The organism is Microbacterium sp. 2FI (assembly GCF_005502885.1).
Classification (GTDB): Bacteria; Actinomycetota; Actinomycetes; order Actinomycetales; family Microbacteriaceae; genus Microbacterium.
In genome coordinates this window covers 1-18,638 of sequence record NZ_SCMR01000009.1, presented here as the reverse complement: position 1 = coordinate 18,638, position 18,638 = coordinate 1, and the positions used below count along the sequence as shown (strand labels likewise).

General features: G+C 68.9%; 20 protein-coding genes. 18 read left to right on the top strand and 2 right to left on the bottom strand.

Features of this window, described 5'->3' with window-relative positions; all coding sequences use genetic code 11:
- Positions 1-40: 40 nt before the first annotated feature.
- Positions 41-1,039, bottom strand: a complete 999-nt coding sequence (locus FFS15_RS09180; protein WP_137844726.1) for a putative F420-0 ABC transporter substrate-binding protein — start codon at positions 1,037-1,039, stop codon at positions 41-43.
- A gap of 217 nt (positions 1,040-1,256) precedes the next feature.
- Between FFS15_RS09180 and FFS15_RS09175 the strand changes: the two genes are divergently transcribed.
- Genes FFS15_RS09175 through FFS15_RS09145 form a run of 7 tightly spaced genes read left to right on the top strand, consistent with a single transcriptional unit; the run spans position 1,257 to position 7,518 of the window.
- Complete coding sequence (locus FFS15_RS09175; RefSeq protein WP_137844725.1) at positions 1,257-2,207, top strand: alpha/beta fold hydrolase; 951 nt, start codon at positions 1,257-1,259, stop codon at positions 2,205-2,207.
- The gene (locus tag FFS15_RS09170; protein WP_137844724.1) at positions 2,204-3,592 is read left to right on the top strand and encodes a dihydroorotase family protein; all 1,389 of its coding nucleotides are present in this window, start codon (positions 2,204-2,206) and stop codon (positions 3,590-3,592) included. The genes FFS15_RS09175 and FFS15_RS09170 overlap by 4 nt, the downstream gene beginning before the upstream one ends.
- 1 nt (position 3,593) lies before the next feature.
- Positions 3,594-4,568, top strand: coding sequence for an LLM class flavin-dependent oxidoreductase (locus FFS15_RS09165; protein ID WP_137844723.1), 975 nt, complete (start codon positions 3,594-3,596; stop codon positions 4,566-4,568).
- A gap of 41 nt (positions 4,569-4,609) precedes the next feature.
- Positions 4,610-5,443, top strand: coding sequence for an ABC transporter ATP-binding protein (locus FFS15_RS09160; protein WP_137844722.1), 834 nt, complete (start codon positions 4,610-4,612; stop codon positions 5,441-5,443).
- The gene (locus FFS15_RS09155) at positions 5,440-6,285 is read left to right on the top strand and encodes an ABC transporter permease (protein WP_137844721.1); all 846 of its coding nucleotides are present in this window, start codon (positions 5,440-5,442) and stop codon (positions 6,283-6,285) included. The genes FFS15_RS09160 and FFS15_RS09155 overlap by 4 nt, the downstream gene beginning before the upstream one ends.
- Positions 6,282-7,109 (top strand): ABC transporter permease subunit, encoded by an 828-nt coding sequence (locus FFS15_RS09150; RefSeq protein WP_137844720.1) that lies wholly within the window; start codon positions 6,282-6,284, stop codon positions 7,107-7,109. The genes FFS15_RS09155 and FFS15_RS09150 overlap by 4 nt, the downstream gene beginning before the upstream one ends.
- A 1-nt stretch (position 7,110) precedes the next feature.
- Positions 7,111-7,518 (top strand): RidA family protein, encoded by a 408-nt coding sequence (locus FFS15_RS09145; protein ID WP_171013141.1) that lies wholly within the window; start codon positions 7,111-7,113, stop codon positions 7,516-7,518.
- Between the two features lie 142 nt (positions 7,519-7,660).
- On the opposite strand, the gene FFS15_RS09140 is transcribed toward FFS15_RS09145, so the two are convergent.
- On the bottom strand, positions 7,661-8,746 hold the full coding sequence (locus FFS15_RS09140; RefSeq protein ID WP_137844718.1) for an ABC transporter substrate-binding protein: 1,086 nt from the start codon (positions 8,744-8,746) through the stop codon (positions 7,661-7,663).
- A 147-nt stretch (positions 8,747-8,893) separates the two neighbouring features.
- On the opposite strand from FFS15_RS09140, the gene FFS15_RS09135 reads away from it, so the two are divergent.
- The 11 genes from FFS15_RS09135 to FFS15_RS09085 all read left to right on the top strand — a co-directional run.
- Positions 8,894-9,925 carry an alcohol dehydrogenase catalytic domain-containing protein gene (locus FFS15_RS09135; protein ID WP_137844717.1) on the top strand — a complete coding sequence of 344 codons (1,032 nt, stop codon included), beginning with the start codon at positions 8,894-8,896 and terminating at the stop codon, positions 9,923-9,925.
- Between the two features lie 64 nt (positions 9,926-9,989).
- Complete coding sequence (locus tag FFS15_RS09130; RefSeq protein WP_171013140.1) at positions 9,990-11,141, top strand: CoA transferase; 1,152 nt, start codon at positions 9,990-9,992, stop codon at positions 11,139-11,141.
- Entirely contained in the window at positions 11,138-12,001 is an 864-nt protein-coding gene (locus tag FFS15_RS09125) for an amidohydrolase family protein (protein ID WP_212743133.1), read from the top strand. The genes FFS15_RS09130 and FFS15_RS09125 overlap by 4 nt, the downstream gene beginning before the upstream one ends.
- A gap of 15 nt (positions 12,002-12,016) precedes the next feature.
- Positions 12,017-12,865: a hypothetical protein gene (locus tag FFS15_RS09120; protein ID WP_137844714.1), complete on the top strand. Its 849-nt coding sequence runs from the start codon at positions 12,017-12,019 to the stop codon at positions 12,863-12,865.
- Entirely contained in the window at positions 12,862-13,197 is a 336-nt protein-coding gene (locus FFS15_RS09115) for a hypothetical protein (RefSeq protein ID WP_137844713.1), read from the top strand. The genes FFS15_RS09120 and FFS15_RS09115 overlap by 4 nt, the downstream gene beginning before the upstream one ends.
- A gap of 56 nt (positions 13,198-13,253) precedes the next feature.
- Positions 13,254-13,943 carry a phosphatase PAP2 family protein gene (locus FFS15_RS09110; RefSeq protein WP_137844712.1) on the top strand — a complete coding sequence of 230 codons (690 nt, stop codon included), beginning with the start codon at positions 13,254-13,256 and terminating at the stop codon, positions 13,941-13,943.
- 76 nt (positions 13,944-14,019) lie between these two features.
- Positions 14,020-14,820: a DUF1206 domain-containing protein gene (locus FFS15_RS09105; protein ID WP_137844711.1), complete on the top strand. Its 801-nt coding sequence runs from the start codon at positions 14,020-14,022 to the stop codon at positions 14,818-14,820.
- A 110-nt stretch (positions 14,821-14,930) separates the two neighbouring features.
- Positions 14,931-15,914, top strand: coding sequence for an NADP-dependent oxidoreductase (locus FFS15_RS09100; protein WP_137844710.1), 984 nt, complete (start codon positions 14,931-14,933; stop codon positions 15,912-15,914).
- 39 nt (positions 15,915-15,953) lie between these two features.
- Entirely contained in the window at positions 15,954-17,018 is a 1,065-nt protein-coding gene (locus FFS15_RS09095) for a DMT family transporter (protein ID WP_137844709.1), read from the top strand.
- Between the two features lie 34 nt (positions 17,019-17,052).
- Complete coding sequence (locus tag FFS15_RS09090) at positions 17,053-18,327, top strand: right-handed parallel beta-helix repeat-containing protein (RefSeq protein WP_137844708.1); 1,275 nt, start codon at positions 17,053-17,055, stop codon at positions 18,325-18,327.
- A gap of 128 nt (positions 18,328-18,455) precedes the next feature.
- The coding region (locus FFS15_RS09085) for a hypothetical protein (RefSeq protein ID WP_137844707.1) at positions 18,456-18,638 on the top strand (183 nt) is incomplete at its 3' end.

The following is an 18,638-nucleotide window of genomic DNA, read 5'->3' as shown; positions in this document are numbered from 1 at the left end:
CCGGCAGCTGCCGGAGCCACGAGCATGGGCGCGTGCGACATCAGTCCATCGATTCGAGCTGGTCGACGATGGATGCCACGGCGTCGACGTTGCGCACCCCCGCCTCCGTGGCGGGGAAGTCGATCACGACGTACCGCTCGTCTCGGACAGCAGGGAGCGCGGCGGTCGCCGGGTTCGACTCGAGGAGGTCGATCTTCGACGCCGCGGTGTTCCACGCGGCATCCACGAGCACGATCACATCGGGGTCGGCGGCCACGACGGCCTCCCAGCCCATCGCCGTCCAGGTGTCGCGCACGTCTGCCGCGACGTTGCTCAGTCCTGCAGCCGTCATGATCATCTGCGGGGCGCCGATCCCCGCGCCCACGTACGGGGTGTCGGTGCCGGAGCTGTACCAGAGGGCGCTGAGCCCGTCATCGCTCGGCGTGACGTCGGCGAGGGCCGCACGCTGCTGCGCGACGAGCTCGTTCGCGGCATCCGGGACCCCGAAGATCGCGCCCGCTTCCTCGAACCCGGCGAAGACGGTGTCGAAGGTGAGCGGGTCGGGCATGTACCCCGGGCCCTTGCACGCAGCCGGGGCGACGTAGCCGGTGACACCGAGGGCGGCGAGGGACTCGCGTTCGCCGACGCCCTCCGCCGAGAAGTTCGATTCCCACCCTCCGAAGATCAGGTCGGGTTCGGCGCTTATCGCGACCTCCTGCGAGGGCACCTTGTCGGACAGGACGTCGATGTCTTCCGCGCCGGCCGACAGAGCGTCGGGCAGGGGGCCGTCGCTGAAGGCGCTGCCGACGATGCGGTCTGCGAGGCCGAGGGCGAGCAGCAGTTCGAGGGTCGACGACTTGATCGTGATGACGCGCTCCGGTGCCTCGTCGAAGGTGAGTTCTGCTCCGCAGTTGTCGATCGTGAGCGGATAGCGGGCTTCGGAGGCGGGAGCCCCCTCCGACGCCACGGAGGGCGGTGCAGCGCAGCCGGCGAGTGCGACGGCTCCGGCTGCCATGAGCAGCGAGAGGGCGGCGCCGTGGCGGATGGGCGAGTTGAGCATGATTCCTCCGGGATGTGTGAGCGTGCGCGGTTTATCCGACGGTGTCGGCGACACGCGGCCCAGTCCCGGGCTCGCTTCAGCCGATCAGTCCGATCGGCGGTCGTCGTCAGTGCTTGTCCGACGTGTTGGAAACAATACTGGATTCTGGATCCAGAATGCGCAATGATGAATCTGCGCGAGGTTCGCGCCACCGTCTCCACCGGAAGGTCCTTCACCCATGCAGACCACAGAGGTCGACTTCTTCAGCGAGGGGGATCGCCTGGCGGCCCTCTGGCGCACCCCCGACACCGCGGGGCCTTACCCGGCGATCGTGCAGGGGCCGGGTTGGCTGGGTCTGAAGGACGCCAAGCTCTACGTGCGGTACCACGAGGCGCTCACGGCAGCCGGCTTCGCCGTCCTCGTCTTCGACTACCGCGGCTTCGGCGACTCGGACGGTGATCGCGGGGTGCTCTCGCCGTCACGTCAGCTGCAGGACCTCGTCAACGCGGTCACCTACCTGACCACCCGCGACGATGTCGTCGCGGACGCGATCGGCGTGTTCGGCACGGGGGGAACCGGCGGCGGCAACGCCGTCCTGCTCGCCGATGCCGACCCGCGCGTCAAGGCTGCGGTGAGCCAGGTTCCCGTCGCCGACGGCACGGACTGGCTCCACCGCATGCGACAGGAGCACGAGTGGCTCGCGTTCCTCGCAGCGCTCGAGGAGGACCGCCGCCAGCGCGTGAGCACCGGTCGAGGCCGGCTGGTGCACCCGCGCGAGGAGATCATGGTGCCGACGCCCGAGCGTCGCACCACCACGATCAAGGCCGATGTCGACGACCGGATCCCCACCGCGATCTCGCTCTCCAGCGCCGAGGAGATCCTCGCCTACCGCCCCATCGACGCCGCCGCCCGGCTGACGACGCCGCTGCTGGTCATCGGCGTCGAGGCGGACGCCACGACGCCCACCGATCACGCGGAGGCGCTCTACGCCGCGGCACGCGGGCCGAAGCAGCTCATCATGCAGCGGCACACGTCGCACTACGCGGCCTACGACCGCTATTGGGAGCAGACGACCCCGCGCATCGTGGAGTGGTTCGCACGCTTCGTGCGACCCGCCGACGTGCGCATCACCACAACCCTCTCGCCGACGTCCGGTGAGAGCTCGGAGAACCTGGAGGCCCCGCTATGAGCATCGACGTCAGGATCAGCGGAGGAACAGTCATGGCGCCCGGCGGCCCTGTCGTCGGCGACCTGCTCATCAAGGACGGCGTCGTCGCCGGCATCGTCGCCCCCGGAGTGGCCGTCGACGCCGAGCGCGAGATCGACGCGACCGGCCGACTGGTGCTGCCGGGGATGGTGGACGTCCACGTCCACACCCGCGAACCCGGCTACGAGCACAAGGAGGACATCCTCACCACGACCCGCCAGGCGGCGGCCGGCGGCGTGACGACCATCTTCGGGATGCCGAACCTCAAGCCGCCGACCACCGATGTCGCCAGCCTGACCGATGTCTTCGAGCGCTACGCGTCGACGTCGATCGTCGACTGGAACCACAACCCGGCACCGACGAAGTTCGACGAGATCGCCCCGATGGCGGCGATGGGGATCCGGGCGTTCAAGATCTACATGGTCGTCGACACCGGGCGCACCTACCCGCATCCGGCGGGGACCGGCATCCATGATCACGGGCATCTGCTGCAGATCATGGATCGGATCGCCGAGACCGGCATCCGCTTCATCGTCCACCCCCACGACCAGGCCCTCATGGACTACATCGAAGGCCAGTACCTCGCACGCGGCGAGAACACGCCGCAGGGATACGCGTCTGCGTACGCCGCTCGCGAGGGCGTCATCTGGGACACCGCCATCGATGTCGTCCTGCGCCTCGCCGAGGCCTCGGGCTGCCCGGTCCACATCGCCCACATCCAGACGAGGCGATCGATCGAGGCGGTGCGTCGCGCGAAGGCCGCCGGCGTCGACGTCACGTGCGAGGTCAACCACTGGGCGCCCTTCCTCTCCACCTGGAACGACGTCGAGACGCTCGGGCCCTACGCGCTGTCGTACTGGGTGCCCGACGACAACCGCGCGGCCATCTGGGAGGGGATGCGCGACGGCACGATCGACATCGCGTCCTCCGACCACGCCCCGCACACGCGCGAGGAGAAGGAGATCGGGTGGACGCAGATGTGGAGCTCCCACACCGGCACACCCGGCATCCAGTACTACTACGAGCTGATGCTCGACGCGGTCAACCGGGGTGAGCTCACTCTCGACCGGGTCGTGGAGATGGTCGCTTCGGTGCCGTCGGCGAAGTTCGGCCTCGGCGGTGTCAAGGGCTCGCTCCAGGTCGGCGCCGACGCCGACGTCGTCATCGCCGACATGGACTCGGAGTGGACGATCACCGACGACGACGTGCTGTCCAAGATCGGCTGGACCCCCTACAACGGCCGCACGATCAGCGCCCGGATCGAGCGCACGCTCGTGCGCGGGCGAGATGTCTATGCCGACGGCGTCGTCGTGGGCGAACCAGGTTTCGGAACGCTCGCGGCTGCGCGGGCAGAGGAAGGAAAGTGACATGAAGTTCGGACTGCTGCTGCCCCACTTCGGCGAGGAGGCCAGCCGCGAGAAGCTGCTGGAAGGCTCGAAGCTCGCGGAGGAGAAGGGCTTCGACTCGGTATGGGTGCGCGATCACCTCGTGTTCGAGCCCCACGGCGAGATGGAGAAGCCCAACCGCACGTTCTACGACGCCCTGACCACGCTGACGGCGATCGGTGCGGTCACCGAGAAGCTGGAGCTCGGCACCGGCTCGCTCATTCCCTTCCGGCACCCGCTGGTCACCGCGCTGATGGCGGGCACGATCACGCAGCTGGTCGGCCCGCGCCTGATCCTCGGATTCGGCGCCGGCACGTTCGACCACGAGTTCGAGGCCATCGGATGGGGCGACCTGAACCGCGTGGAGATGGTGCGCTCCAACGCCGAGATCCTCAAGCGCGTGTTCACGGAAAACGACGTGACGTACGACGACGGCATCTTCTCGTTCGAGAACGTCACGATCGAGCCGAAGCCCGTCGGCGGGCGGATCCCATTCTGGTACTGCGGCGCGACACCGCGCTCGGCCCGACTTGCCGCGGAGTATGCCGACGGATGGATGCCGGGCCGCATCTCGCTGGCGTCGATGCGCAAGCGCATCGACGTGATGCGCGACATGACCGACGAGTCGGGTCGCCCGATGCCGACGGTCGCGGTCATCCCCCCGACGTCGATCGAGGCGACGCGCGAAGAGGCTCTCAAGGACGTCAACGTCCCGGGGCTGCTCGCATGGGCGAACAAGGCCAAGTTCGCGGTCAAGCCGCCGTCGGGCACGTTCGAGACCGTCGAGGACCTCGAGGGTCAGCTCATCGTGGGCAGCCCGGAGGAAGCTGTACACGAGCTCAAGAAGTTCGAAGCCGCGGGCGTCGAGCACCTCGTGTTCGACTTCCGCTTCAAGTTCGACCGGTTCTTCGAGCAGATCGAACTGCTGGGCGACGAAGTCCTGCCCCGGATGCGCTGACCGCCATCCAGTCTCAGCCGACGCGACGAGAAAGTGATGCCATGACGACCGACGAGCCCAGCCAGACCCCCGGGAGAACCCCCCTGATCTCGGTGCGAGATCTGACGGTCAGCTACGACGTGGCACGCACGGGCAGATCGCTCGTCGCGATCGAGGGGGTGAACCTCGATGTCGAGGAGGGCGAGTTCGTCACGGTCCTCGGCCCCTCGGGCTGCGGCAAGACGACGTTCATGAACGTCATCGCGGGGCTCGTGCAGCCCACGAGCGGCGAGGTCCGGGTCGGTGGCGAGAAGGTCACCGGCCCGGGTCCGGACCGCGCGGTCGTGTTCCAGGACTATGCGCTGCTTCCCTGGCGCTCGGTCTTCGACAACGTGAAGTTCGGCCTCGAGATGCAGAAGCCGCTGCGCGGAGAGGGGTGGCGCGATCGCGTGCAGGAGGCGATCGAGCTGGTCGGGCTCGCGGGATTCGAGTCCTCCTATCCGCGGGAGCTGTCGGGAGGCATGCAGCAGCGCGTGGGACTTGCCCGCGCGATCGTGGCGAAGCCGCGCATCCTGCTGATGGACGAACCGCTCGGCGCGGTCGATGCGCTGACCCGCGAGGTGATGCGCGACGAGATCGAGAAGCTCATCACGGCCACCGGCAAGACCGTGCTCTTCATCACCCACTCGATCGAGGAGGCCATTCTCCTCGGTGACCGCATCGTCGTGTTCAAGAGTCATCCGGGCGCGATCAAGGAGATCATCCGCACCGACATCCAGCGCCCGCGCAGCGAGCGCAGCGTGCAGAGCGATCCGCGGTTCCTCGAGCTGCGCGACCATCTGTGGGACGCCCTGCAGGGGGAGGCGACGGCGGCCGCGAAGACGTCGGGCTCATGACGACGACAACGACGATCCTCACCGCCTCCGGTCCCCGCGTCGAGCGCCGCGGGCTCGCCGCTTGGCTGGTGGGGCTGAGTCCTCGCGGCAAAGCGCTCGTCTTCGCCGGCGAGTTCGTGATCTTCCTGCTGATCTGGGAGCTCGTCGTCGGCGTGCTCGGCTGGATCAACCCGGTCTTCCTCCCCCCGCCCTCGGCGATCGCCCAGGGATTCGTCGAGATCGTCGCGAACGGGAGCCTCGCCGTCAACGCGGTCTACTCGCTTCAGGCCTGGATCACCGGCTTCACGATCGCGGTGGTCATCGGCATCCCCCTCGGGCTTCTCATGGGAAGCTCGCTCCCCGTCGATCGGGTGGTCGGGCCGATCGCCTGGACGATCTATGCGACGCCGACCATCGCGTACCAGCCGCTTTCGAAGGCGTGGTTCGGATTCGGCATGGGGCCGGTGATCTTCCTCGTCGCCATCAGCGCGGTGTTCCCGATCCTGCTCAACATCTCAGCCGGCATGCGCACTACCAGCCCCTCGATTCTGCGGGCCGGTCGCGTCTACGGCGCATCGAGGATGGATCTCTATCGCAAGGTGTTCCTGCCCTCGACGGTTCCGTTCCTGTTCGCGGGGCTGCGCCAAGCCGTCGTGCTGGCGACGATCGGCATGGTCGTCGCCGAGCTCACCGGGTCGCCGACCGGGATGGGAGCTCTCATCATCCGTTCGACCAACACGTATCAGACCGATCAGGCGTTCGCGGCGATCGCCGTCGTGGTGCTCTGGAGCGTCGGGATGACGCAGGTCGTGACGCTCATCGAGCGACGACTCGCCCCGTGGACGAGAAAGGGCCGCAAATGAGCTCCGCAACCGGCCGCGTCATGCGACCGCGACGACTCGTCGCCCCGGGTGAGACCAAGTGGCGACTGCTGCTGCTGGCCGTCGTCTTCGGGATCCTCCTCATCTGGGAAGCCGCCGTCTCGTGGCTGGAGCTGATCCCGGCGTCCTTCCTCCCGCCCCCGACCGCGGTCTTCGCGGCCTTCCTCGAGCTGATGGTCGATCCGGAGTTCTGGGAGGCGTTCGCGTACAGCATCCAGAACCTGTTCATCGGGCTCGTGCTCGCCGTCGTCGTCGGCGTGGTCGTCGGCCTCGCCGTCGGCTGGTCGCCGGTGCTGCGCTTCACGGTGGCGCCGTTCCTGTGGCTGCTGTACTCGACGCCCAAGGTCGCGCTCGCGCCGATCTTCATCCTCGTCCTGGGGCTCGGCGCGGAATCGAAGATCGCACTGGTGTTCCTGCTGTCGGTGTTCCCGATCATCCTGAACACGATGGAAGGCGCCGTGACCGTTTCCGCTTCGCTGGTCAATGCCTCTCGAGTGTTCGGAGTGAACGGCCCCGCACTCGGCTGGAAGGTCATCTTCCCGGCGACGCTGCCCTACAGCCTCGCCGGAATCCAGCGGGGCGCCGCCCTCGGCTTCACCGGCGAGGTGCTCGGCGAGTTCCTCGGAGGCTCCGGAGGCCTCGGGCACATGCTCGAGTTCGCCGCGTACCAGTTCGAGATGGCCGAGGCGATCGCGATGGTCGTCGTCATGGTGATCATCGCCAATCTCACCCTCATGCTCATCGCCGCACTGCGCAGGCGCCTGGCGCCGTGGTACGACGACAAGCAGATCATGCGCGGAGCCTGACGTGCGCAAGGAGATCATCGAGCCCGATGGCGTCTATCCGCCGACAGCTGCGTTCAGTCAGGCCATCCGCGTGAGCGGGAGCGACCTGGTCTTCCTCAGCGGCATCATCGGCATGCGTGTGGACGGAACGATGCCGGAGACCGCGGCGGAGCAGATCGACCTCGCCTTCCGGAACCTCGCCCGGGTGATGGACGCGTCCGGCGGCACGATGGCAGACATCGTCAAGGTCACCCTGTTCATCCGGGACGACTTCGCCCTCATCCGCGATGATCTTCGCGCGATTCGCGCGCGTTACTTCACGAGCGAGTACCCCGTCTCGACGCTGGTGCAGGTGGCGGGGTTCGCCGGGGCAGACTACCTCTTCGAGATCGAGGCGATCGCTGTGCTGCCGCCCGAACCGGTGGAGTAGCCCGTTCGGACCGACCACCGGCTCTCGGCATCATGCGCGATGCCGAGAGCCGGCTCTCTTCCTCTCCCGACGTAGAGCGGGCACGCGAGAGCCCCCGCCGTCATGCGCTACGGCGGGGGCTCTCGTCGTGAGTCGTTCGGACTCAGGGGTAGGTGAGCGTGGAGGGTCCTTCGTTGGTGATGCCCAAGAGCTCCTGCGCCTTCAGCAGATAGGCAAGCTGCGCGTCGTCGAACTCGATCGGCTCGAGCGACTGCGTCTCGATCGTGGTGTCCCACGCCTCTGCATCGAAGTACAGGTTGGGGCAGGCGAGGTGACCATCGAGGACCCAGGGGCTGTCGAGCTCTCGCAGCGCGGCGACGTCGAAGTCGTTCGCCTCGTAGATGTCGAGCACCTCATCCTTGTTCTCCGGAACCGCGCCGGCCTCCGGGGCGAGCATGAAATCCGTCGCCATGATCGTCGCGCGGAGGAACCGGACCAGCGTGTTCGGATTCTCCTGCGCCCACGCGCTCCCGGCGACCTGGACGTCGTTCGCCCAGTTGCGCAGCGACTCGACGATGATGTTCGCGTTGTGTGCCTCGAGGGCCGGCAGGTCATCCCCGTAGAACGGCTGCAGGGTGATCTTGTCGTTGACGAAGAACTCGGTCCACGACTCCGAGCCGGGCCCGGGGTAGACCACCTCGACGTCCACGGTGTCGAGATCCCAGCCTTCCTCCTTGAGCACGAGCTTGCGCTGGAACTCGGCGGGATCGCCGGGCGTGCCCGCCAGCACGACCGCGGTGCCGTCGAGCTGGTCGACGGCCGTGATGCCCTCCTGGGTGGCGAAGTCGAAGTTCTGCCGGCAGTAGTGCCCGGCGACGAGGTCCACTTCGACGCCGCCGCGGATGGCCTCGATCACCGTCCCCGTCGACTCCACGCCGATGTCGGCGCTGCCGCTCGCGACGGCGGCGGTGACGTTGTCGGCGGTGATGACCTCGACGGTGAGGCCCTCGTCTTCGTAGTAGCCGAGCTCGCTGGCGAGGATGTACATCGAGTACATGGTGATGTCGGGGAACGGGATCGCGACGACGATCTCCGTGTCTTCCGCGGCGCCGGGCTCGCCGTCGGGGAGGGCGGCCGGGCCGCCTCCGCCGCCGTCGTCTCCCGACGTGGCCGCACAGCCGGTCAGCAGGGCGAACACCGATACCGCGGCGGCGACGCCGAGGGTGATGTTCCGTTTCGAATTGCGCATGAGTCTCCTTCTTGGACGGGTCACTCACGAACGGAGCACAGGCAACGCCCGCGAATTAGTGGATACGGTATCCAGAATCTCCCCTGATGTCTACGGGTTTGCGCAGCGCGCATTGGACACTCGACCTAAAACTGGATACGGTATCCAATGAGCGAAGGCGAGGATCGGATGAAGGCAGCGCGGCTGATGGGCCGAAGCCTCGACGAGCTCGTCGTCGGTGAGATCCCCCGACCCGAACCCGGTGAGGGCGAGGTGAGCATCGCCGTCGAGACGGTGGGCGTGAACCAGCTCGACCTGAACGTCATCGGCGGGGTCGGGCCCGGCGCGGCGGCGGCCCTTCCGCGCACGCTCGGGCTCGACCCGGCAGGGACGATCGTGGCGGTCGGCGCAGGGGTCGACCCCGTGCGAGTCGGCGAGCGGGTCGTCGTGAAGCCCAACATTCCGTGCGGAGCGTGTGCGGAGTGCACCGCGCGGCGCGAGGCCGACTGCCCGCAGCAGCGCGTCGTCGGCGTCCACTGCGACGGCGGAGCCGCGCAGTTCGTGGTCGTTCCGGCGATGAACGCCTTCGCCTGCGGCTCGTTCGACGCGGCGATCGCCACAGCGGCGGTCCACAGCGTCCCCATCGTCCTGAACGCCCTCGACGTCGCAGAGGTCACCGAGGACGATCTCGTGCTGGTCACGGGAGCGAGCGGCACGCTCGGGCGTGCGGCCGTCGAGGTGGCGCTCGGCCGCGGTGCTCGTGTCATCGCAGCCTCGCGGGCGGCGGTCGATGCCCCCGCCGGTTCCTGGGCGGTCCGCTGCGCCAGCCCGGCTGAGATCCCCGCGGCCGTAGCGGCGCTGGATCTCGGCCGCCCGACCGTGGCCGTGGACGTGAGTGGCCACGGCGGCGTCATCGCGGCGGCAATCGCGGCACTCGGGTGGAAAGGCCGTGCGGTCTTCTGCTCGGCATCGGTCGACCCGCGGCTCACTCTCGACGCCCGCGACTTCTATCTCCAGCGCAAGAGTCTCGCCGGAGTGGCCAGCGCCGACTTCGCGCAGGTCGCACGCGCCCTCGAACTGGTCGCCCGCGGAGTGGTGCGGCCTCGCATCGGCCCGCGATTCCCGCTGGCGGACATCGCCGACGCCTACCGGGCATTCTCGGCGGGTGCGAGCGGAAAGGTCATCATCGATGTGTCCTGATACCCGAGCGACGATGGACAATGGCGCGCAGGCGACGCACCGAACCCCGACAGGAGAAGGTCAGATGACGGCAGAGCACGGCGAGCCGCACCACCCCGCAGCCGGACCCCTCGCCGGTGTCCGCGTGATCGAGGTCGGACAGTACATCTCCGGACCGTACGCAGCCAAGGTGCTGGCGGATCTCGGCGCCGATGTGATCAAGGTCGAATCCGCTGAGGGGGATCCGATGCGTCGCTGGGAGGGCGGCGGCCTCATGAGTCCGCAGTTCTCGGCATACAACCGCAACAAGCGCGGCGTCGTCCTCGATCTCAAGTCGGCCGAGGGCCTCGAGTACCTCCTCGATCTTGCGACCACCGCCGATGTGCTCATCGAGAACTTCCGTCCGGGCGTCGCACGACGGCTGGGCTTCGGGCCGGAAGCGCTGAGCGCGCGCAACCCTCGCATCGTGTCGTGTTCGATCACGGGGTTCGGTCCGACCGGTCCCTACGCGACCCGGCCCGCCTACGACACGGTGATCTCGGCCGTCGGCGGCATGTACAGCCAGGTCGTTCCGGCGTCGATCCTCCGCCCCCTGGGTCCTGCCTTCTCAGACCTGCTCTCGGGCGCTGCCGCCGTGCAGGCGATCCTCGCGGCGCTCCACGCACGAGATCGTCGGGGCACCGGCGAGCACGTCGAGATCTCGATGGTGGGATCTCTGATCGACTTCCTCACCGAGGCATCCTCGACGTACCTCGAGACGGGGCAGGTCGCGCAGCCCGATTCCCGACCGCGACGTGCGCAGGCGTTCGCGTGCGTCGGCTCGGACGGCGGCGCCTTCGTCGTCCATCTCTCGGTACCGGAGAAGTTCTGGGTGGGCCTCCTCGCGGTGCTCGAGCGGCCGGACCTCGCCGAGGATCCTCGCTTCGTGACACGCGAGGCGCGCGTGCGCCACTACGACGAGCTCGACGTCGAGCTCAAGAGCATCACGTCGGCGCGACCGCGCGAGCACTGGCTGGCGCGTCTTCTCGAGCACGATATCCCGCACGGCCCGCTCAACACGGTGGCCGATCTCTTCGACGACCCCCAGATCGCCTCCATGGGTCTGGTGGAGCAGATCGACGGGCCGAACGGCGAGCCGCTGCGCGTTCCCGTCCACAGCGCCGGATTCTCGGTGAGCGGGCGTCCCGACTATCGAGCCGCTCCGCAGCTCGACGCCCACGAGAGGAGCGCATGGTGAGCATTCCCCGGGATCTCCGCGCGATCGACGTTCACACCCACCCCCAGACCGAGGAGTTCCTCGCGGCGATGGGCTCCCGCCATCTCGAGATGGCCAAGCACTTCGGCCGGGAGCGCCCGGTCGTATCCTTCGCGGAGCAGGCGGATCGATACCGGGACCTCAGGATGATGGCGGTCATCGTCAACTCCGACTCCGAGACGACTTCGGGGATCAAGGGGGCGCCGAACGATCTGCTCGGCAAGGCGCAGGCCGATCATCCCGACGCCTTCATCGCCTTCGCCGGCATCGATCCGTGGAAGGGCGAGGCCGCGGTCGCCGAGATCCGCCGCATGCACGCGGAGTACGGCATCAAGGGCGTCGGCGAACTCAACCCGGCACGGCAGAAGTTCCTCCCGAACGATCGCCGGTTCTTCCCGATCTGGGAGGTGTGCGCCGAGCTCGGGCTGGTGGTCATGTTCCACTCGGGCTTCCCGGGCGCCGGTGCCGGCACCCCGGGCGGCGGCGGGTATCGCCTCGAGAACGCGCGCCCGGTGCCGTACATCGACGACGTCGCAGCCGAGTTCCCCGAGCTCAACATCATCAGCGCTCACCCCGCGTGGCCCTGGCACCTGGACAACCTCGCCATGGTGTGGCACAAGTCGAACGTGTATCTCGACCTGTCGGGGTGGGCGCCGAAGTATCTGCCCCCCGAGGTCGTCCGCTACGCGGACTCCCTCATCAGCGATCGCGTGCTCTTCGGATCGGACTGGCCCGTGATGACTCCCGAGCGGTGGCTCGAGGAATTCGACGCGCTGCCCGTGAAAGCGGAGTCGCGGCAGAAGATCCTGCTCGACAACGCGCGCAGACTTTTCGGCATCTGAGGAGGAGAGCACACCATGGCAGAACTGGTGATGGCTGCGGCGACGCCGCACAATCCGCTTCTCTGGCGGGCGATGGTCGAGCCCATGCCCGACGACCTCGTCGGGGTCCGGGCGAACTTCGACCTCATCGGCACGACGATCGAGGACCTCGGCGTCGATGTGATCATCGAGATCGGCACCGATCACATCCGGCAGTTCTACGCCGACAACTCACCCGCCTTCGTCGTCGGCAAGGCGGAGAGCTACCACGGCACCTACGAGAACGAGGTCCGCACGTTCGGCATGGAGTACGTCGAGGTCACCGGTCATCGTGAACTCGCCGATCTCATCACCGGGCGCGAGGTGCTGACCGAGGCGATCGACTTCGCGGTGAGCCATGAATGGCGCCTCGACCACGGATTCATCATTCCGCTGCAGTACCTCACGCCCGCGCTCGACATCCCGGTCGTGCCCATCCACGTGAACGCCGCCCTGCCGCCGCTGCCCAGCCCGCGTCGCTTCGCTGCCCTCGGCGAGCACCTTCGCGCCACCGTCGAGCGGTGGGAGTCGGATGCGCGCGTCGCCCTCATCACGTCCGGCCACATGGCCACCGACATCGGGGGACCCCGGCAGTTCCTGGGTCACGGATCGCCCGACCCCGCGTTCGACGCGGAAGCGGTCGGATGGATGCGGGACGGCGACCTCGAGGCGGCGATCCACGGATGCCGCTACGACCGCATCATGGCGGCGGGGAACGTCACCTACCAGTACGTGAACGTCATCGCGGCGCTGGCGGCCATGGGCGGGCGTCCCGCGGATTTCGCCGAGGCGACGGAGTCGAGGTTCGCGTCGAGTCCGTTCTTCCTCTGGAAGGAGCCCCGATGAGCAAGTACATGCTGGGCAAGTTCATGCGCGCAGTGGAGATGAGCGACCGGGCGGTGGCCGCCTACGTCGCCGACCCCGGAGCCTTCGTCGACGCATGGCTGGCGGAGGCGGGGCGCTCCGATCTCCCCTCGGACGATCGGGTCCTCTCGCCGCCCGAGCGGTCGGCTTTCGCCACTCGCGACTACGCGGCGCTGTATGCGCTGGGCGCCCATCCGTACCTGCTCTGGCATTTCATCGAGGCGGTCTACAGTCACGAGGTCGGCTGGCGGGACCTCGTCGAGCAGTACCGCGCTGCGGTCACGCCGTACGGGCACGTGGACTACATCGCCTGATCGGCGAGGCCTCGGATCGTTTCGTCTCGCGGCCCTCGATCTGACACCATCGGACGATGACCGAACCAGCGCCGCCACCGACGTCCGCGCTCGACCCCGCTCCCGAACCCGATGCCCGCCGCATGATCGCACTCGTCGTCGGCATCTCGGCGACGGTGGCCTTCGTCATCCTGCGGTTCGTGGTTGCCATCGACGATCACGCGCCGCTCGCGATCGACGTGTGGTGGAACTCGCAGATGCACGCGATCCTCACCGATGCCGGTGTGCTGATCGCGTGGATCCCCGCCGTGGTCGGCGGCACGATCGGAATGATCGTGATCGGCATCCTGATCGTCGTCCTCTTCCTTTGGCGGAAGAGGCCGTGGGATGCCGCGAACGTCGCGATCGCGATCGTCGTCGTCGTCGCGATCGGGGCCCCGATGGCCGCCGTGATCGCGCGGCTGCGGCCGGTGGACTCGCTCGCCGAGAGCGTCGCGACATCGTTCCCCTCGGGTCACACCGCCGTCGCGACGACGGTCGCCGTCACGCTCGGCCTGCTGCTGCGGCGCTGGTACGTCTGGGTGGGCGGGGCCCTGTGGGTCGTGCTGATGATGTGGAGCCGCACGTACCTGCACGCGCACTGGCTGAGCGACGTGGTCGCGGGGCTCTTGGAGGGGATCGCAGTGGCGACCCTCGTGTGGTGCGCGGTCGAGGCCGTGCGAGACCGGCGCGCGGTCCGGGCGAGAGCAGTGACCCTCGATACGTGAGCCCGGCGTATTGCACGTCGGAGCCTCCCGGCGCAAGGCCCCCCGTGAGGGTGCCGGCAGGGCATACGCTTCGGCTATGAACGCCCCCTCGTCCGCGGCGCGCGCCGCGCAGGATTCGACCGTCTTCCGCGTGATCGCACGCATCGGCTACGTCGTCCTCGGCATCCTCCATATCCTCATCGGCGTGCTCGCCGTCTCGGTCGCCACCGGCGGAGGAGGTGAAGCCGACCAGGGCGGTGCACTGGCGCAGATCCAGCAGACGCCGTTCGGCGTCTTCCTGCTGTGGATCATCGTGCTCGGGCTCACCGCGCTCGCGATCTGGCAGATCGCCGAGGCGTTCCTCGAGCGCGACCCCGACACGAAGAAGAAGTGGGGTCACCGCCTCAAGTTCCTGGGCACCGCGGTCGCCTACATCGCGATCGCGGCGACCGCCCTCATCTACGCGCTCGGCGGTCAGTCCGACTCGTCCGAGTCGTCGCAGACCTTCAGCGCGAAGCTTCTGGCGACGCCGGGCGGGGTGTTCCTGCTGGTGCTCGTCGGCCTCGGCGTCGCCGCCATCGGCATCGCGTTCATCGTGCGCGGCATCACCAAGGCGTTCGAGAAGCACCTCGACCTGCCCGCCGGCGACGCCCGGAAGGGCATCGTCACCTTCGGCGTGGTCGGGTACGTCGCAAAGGGCATCGCCATCGGCGTCACCGGCATCCTCTTCGTCGTTGCCGCACTCACGAACGACCCCGAGAGCGCCGGGGGGCTGGATGCCGCGCTCCACGCCCTCGCCGCGCTCCCGTTCGGCCCGATCATCCTCTGGATCGTGGGTGCGGGTCTCGTGACCTACGGCATCTTCTGCTTCGCCCGTGCGCGGTACGCGAAGATGTAGCACGCTCGGCATCCGGCCCCCGCGTGCATCCAAGAACCCCGTCGTGGACGAACAACTCCACGACGGGGTTTCTCCGTCAGCAGCTCAGCGAAGAGTGCGGAGGAGTCGCGATGCGCGTTCCAGGACAGACGACGGTGGTCGAGTACGAGGCCTTCGGCGATGCCGAGGTGCTCCAGATGCGCACGAGGGACCTGCCGAGGCCGGGACCGCGCGAGGTGACGGTCGAGGTGATCTCGTCGGGCCTCAGTCACATCGACGGATTCATCCGCAGCGGCAGCGAGACCGAATGGGACGAGGAGTGGCCGCGGCGATCGGGGAGCGACTTCGCCGGCGTCGTCGTCGCACGCGGTGCTGAGGTCGCCGGCTTCGCCGTCGGGTCGGACGTCATCGGGCACGTCTCCAGCGGAGCGCATGCGACGTACCTGAACGTGTCCGACCGCGTGCTCGTCCCCAAGCCCCGCGAGGTGACGTGGGAGACCGCCGGCGGGCTCTACCTCGCCGGGGCCACCGCGCTCGGAACGCTCGACGAGCTGCGCATCGGCGCGGGAGACACGATCGTCGTCTCGGCGGCTGCCGGTGGCGTGGGCAGCATCGAGGCGCAGCTCGCGAAGCACCGTGGGGCGCGGGTGATCGGCACGTGCGGCGAGCGCAACTTCGACTACCTGCGCCAGCTCGGGATCACCCCGGTGAAGTACGGCGACGGCCTCGAGGAGCGGATCCGCCGTGCCGCCGGCCGGCCGGTGACCGCGATGATCGACAACTTCGGAAAGGACGGTCGCGACCTCGCCGCGGCGCTCGACGTGCCGCCCCACCGCTACCGCTCGAGCGACGACCGACGGATGCTGGAGCTGCGGCTGCTGCAGGGCGACCCCGAGGCGGTCGCCTTCGGCACCGACCTGCTGGTGCGCGTGACCGAGCTCGCGCGGCTGCACGCCTTCACGCTGCTCATCTCGGGGCTCTACCCGCTGACCGACATCGCCGAGGCGTACGCCGACCTCGCGCGGCTGCACGCGCGCGGCAAGATCGTGGTGGCGACGCACCCGGTCACGACCTTCCGGACGCTCAAGGCCCGCGACGTCCACGAGGCCTCGTAGCGGGGTGCCGCGCCGGCGCCCCGCGCGTAGCCTGGAGCCATGCGGCTGACCTCACTGCGCAACCCCGGAGTGCAGGCCGCGCTCGTCGCGGCGGTCCTCTTCGGCGCGGGCACGCCGGTCGCCAAGATCCTCCTCGACGATGTGAGCCCGTGGATGCTGGCCGGCCTCCTCTATGTCGGCTCGGGCGTCGGGCTCGGCGTCTACCGCGCGGTTCGCCGCACCCCGCGCGTGCGGCTCGAGCGGCGCGAGATCGCACCCCTCGCGGGAGCGGTGGTCTTCGGCGGAATCATCGGGCCGGTGCTGCTGATGTTCGGACTTGCCGGGATGCCGGCATCCGGTGCCTCCCTCCTTCTCAATGCCGAAGGCGTCGCCACGGCGCTCCTGGCGTGGTTCGTGTTCCGCGAGAACTTCGACCGGCGCATCGCGCTCGGAGTGGCCGCGATCATCGCCGGCGCCGTGGTGCTCTCGTGGCCGGGTCAGGCCGACTTCGCCGGAATCCTTCCGGCGGCCGCGATCCTCGGCGCGTGCCTGGCGTGGGGCATCGACAACAACCTCACGCGCAAGGTCGCCCTCCACGACGCCACGTGGCTCGCCGCGGTCAAGGGTCTCGTCGCGGGACCCGTGAACCTCACGATCGCCTTCGCGCTCGGAGCGTCGCTGCCCCCGATCGCGAACGTCGGCGCGGCGATGCTGACCGGCCTCCTCGCCTACGGGATCTCGCTCGTGCTGTTCATCGTGGCGCTGCGCCACATCGGCACGGCGCGTGCGGGCGCGTACTTCTCGATCGCGCCCTTCTTCGGCGCGCTGCTGGCGATCGCGATGGGCGACCCGGTCACCGTGCCCCTCGTCGTCGCGGGGGCACTCATGGCACTGGGGGTGTGGCTGCACCTGACCGAGACCCACGCCCACCCGCACACGCACGAGCCGCTCGAGCACGACCACTGGCACACGCATCCCGACGAACACCACGATCATCGGAATCCCGAGCCGGTCGCCGCCGGCACGCGGCACCGACACCCGCACGTGCACGCCGAGCTGACCCACACGCACGACCACTACCCCGACAGCCACCATCGGCACTCCCATGCTGGCGACGGCATATAGCGGCAGCGCCGCGCCGCGGCGATAGGCTCCGCGTGTGATCCTGCCGCGCATCATCGTCGTCCTGGGCGTGGCGATCGCGCTCGTCGGCTGCAGCGCGAGCCCTGAGGCGTCACCGTCGCCGTCGCCGCTGTCGACGGCCGAACTCGCGGCGCAGTGCGCCGATGCGGCGGCCGGCATCGTCGACGCCGTCGAGGCGGTCGTCGCCGAGTACGAAGAGCCCGCGGTGAGCCCGACCGCGACCCCCGAGCCTGCGCCCACGCAGTCGGCCGACACGCTCGCCGACGCGGTGGAGGCCGCTCGCCTGAGACGAGACGAACTGGGCTGCGACCCGGAGGCCTTCGCCGCGACGCTCGAGGCGGGCCTCGCGGCGGTCGCGCCGGGCACGCCGATCGCCGAGGCGATCTGGCGCCGCGCCTCGGCGTCGATCCTCGGAACCCTGCGCACCGAGGCGGGGGAGTGGATCCTCACGGCTGAGGAAGACATCCGCGACGCCGTCGCCCGAGCGGCCGAAGGCACCACGATCGTGCTGCCGGAGGGCATCATCGAACTCGACTCCACCGTCGTGCTGCTGCAGGGCGTGACCTTCCGCGGGGCGGGTCGCGATGCCACGACCATCCGCTCGACGGCTCCCGAGGCGGCGCTGATCGTCGCCACCGCGAGTCTCGTCGGGCTCGAAGACCTCACGCTCGAGCTCGCCGGCGCCGATCCCGCGTCGGGATTGGTCGCCGGGCCGTCGGCATCCGTCGCGCTGAAGGGCGTGCGGGTCACCGGTGCGAAGGCCGGCGAGGCGGGCCTGGGTGGAGCCGGGGTATATCTCTCCGCCGAAGGCGACGAGGGCTCGGGCCGCGGCACGACGCTCGAGATCACCGCGTCCGTCTTCGACCGCAACGGGTGGGCCGGCGTCGCGGTCGCCGGCGGGCACCGCGTGAGCATCGAGGAGTCGGCCTTCACCGGCAACGGCGAGGTCGGCATCCTGTTCCTGGATTCCTCGAGCGGCTCGGTCAGCGCCAGCACGTTCGCCGACAACACCGTCGGGCTCGCGGCGACCGGCGCGGCGACGCCGACGTGGCTGTCGAGCACGGTCACGGGAGGATCGGTCGGACTTCAGATGGATGCCGCCGCCGCACCGATCGTGGACGGCATCCGCATCAGCGGCAGCGGTTCGGCGGCCGTGATCTACGGCGGCGAGTCGGGCGGGTCGATCGCGAACACCTCGTGCGAAGACGTGCCGTTCGGCATCGTGGTCTCGGATGCCGCAGCCCCGACGCTGGGCGAGAACAGCTGTCAGCTGGCCCGCGGACCGTCGTAGTCGCGACACTCTCCGACACGAGGTCTATACAGCGCTCGCCTGCAGTGCCATACTCCACTCTGTCGGTGACCAGACGCCGATGACGTTGCCGTCTGGTCGTTCTGGGGCAATCTGCGTAGGGGGCAGGGGTGCCGATTCCGAAGTTCGCTGATCGCCGCGCTCTGCGCGCCGATCGCCGTGGGGGCGTGGATCGTCCTCGACGAACTGCGCGCGCGCTCGGCATCTCGGGGATCGCAGCCGTCGTCACCGCCGCCATGGTCGTCACCCTCGGCATCGCACCCGCCAGCGCGATCGCGCCCGCCCCCTCCGCC